The 636-nt window shown below is 43.2% G+C and carries 1 protein-coding gene; it reads right to left on the bottom strand.

From position 1 onward, the window contains the following. Window positions 1-31 precede the first annotated feature (31 nt). A partial coding sequence (locus A9260_RS15800) for an IS256 family transposase (protein WP_156684003.1) occupies window positions 32-636 on the bottom strand: 605 nt, incomplete at its 5' end.

Here is a 636-nt window from a genome sequence, read left to right as displayed (position 1 = left end):
GAGGCTGTAACAGATTCTGTGTAACTGACATTTAGTTTATGTGCTTCTCGACACGGTCTTCGAACTCGATGATAAATCGACTCATCGCCTGACGCCAGTTTTGAATGGGCATAGTCCATTTTTTACTGGCATCTTTAATCGCTAGATAAACCATCTTAGTTGCCGCTTCATCATTTGGGAAGATTTTACGCTTCTTCAAAGCCTTACGTATCACGCTGTTGAGTGATTCAATCGCATTGGTTGTGTAAATTGCTTTTCGAATATCTTGCGGGTAGTTAAATAGCGTATTCAAGTTTTGCCAGTGATTACGCCAAGACTTGGTTATTTGAGGGTACTGTGCATCCCAGGTTTCACCGAACCGCTCTAATTCAAGTAACGCTTCGTCTTCTGTTGCCGAACGGTATACTCGTTTCAAATCAGCCGTGACCGCTTTGTAGTCTTTCCAAGAGACGTATTTCAGAGAATTGCGTACCATGTGAACGATGCATAGCTGAATGTGTGTTTCAGGGAACACGGTATTGATGGCATCAGGAAAACCTTTGAGGCCATCCACGCAAGCTATAAGTATATCCTCAACGCCACGTTGGTTAAGCTCTGTCAAAACATTGAGCCAGAACTTTGCGCCTTCATTTTCTG

Origin of the sequence: Vibrio sp. UCD-FRSSP16_30 (assembly GCF_001676025.1) — a bacterium.
In the GTDB taxonomy this organism is placed as follows: domain Bacteria; phylum Pseudomonadota; class Gammaproteobacteria; order Enterobacterales; family Vibrionaceae; genus Vibrio.
This window is presented reverse-complemented; position numbering and strand designations above follow the sequence as displayed.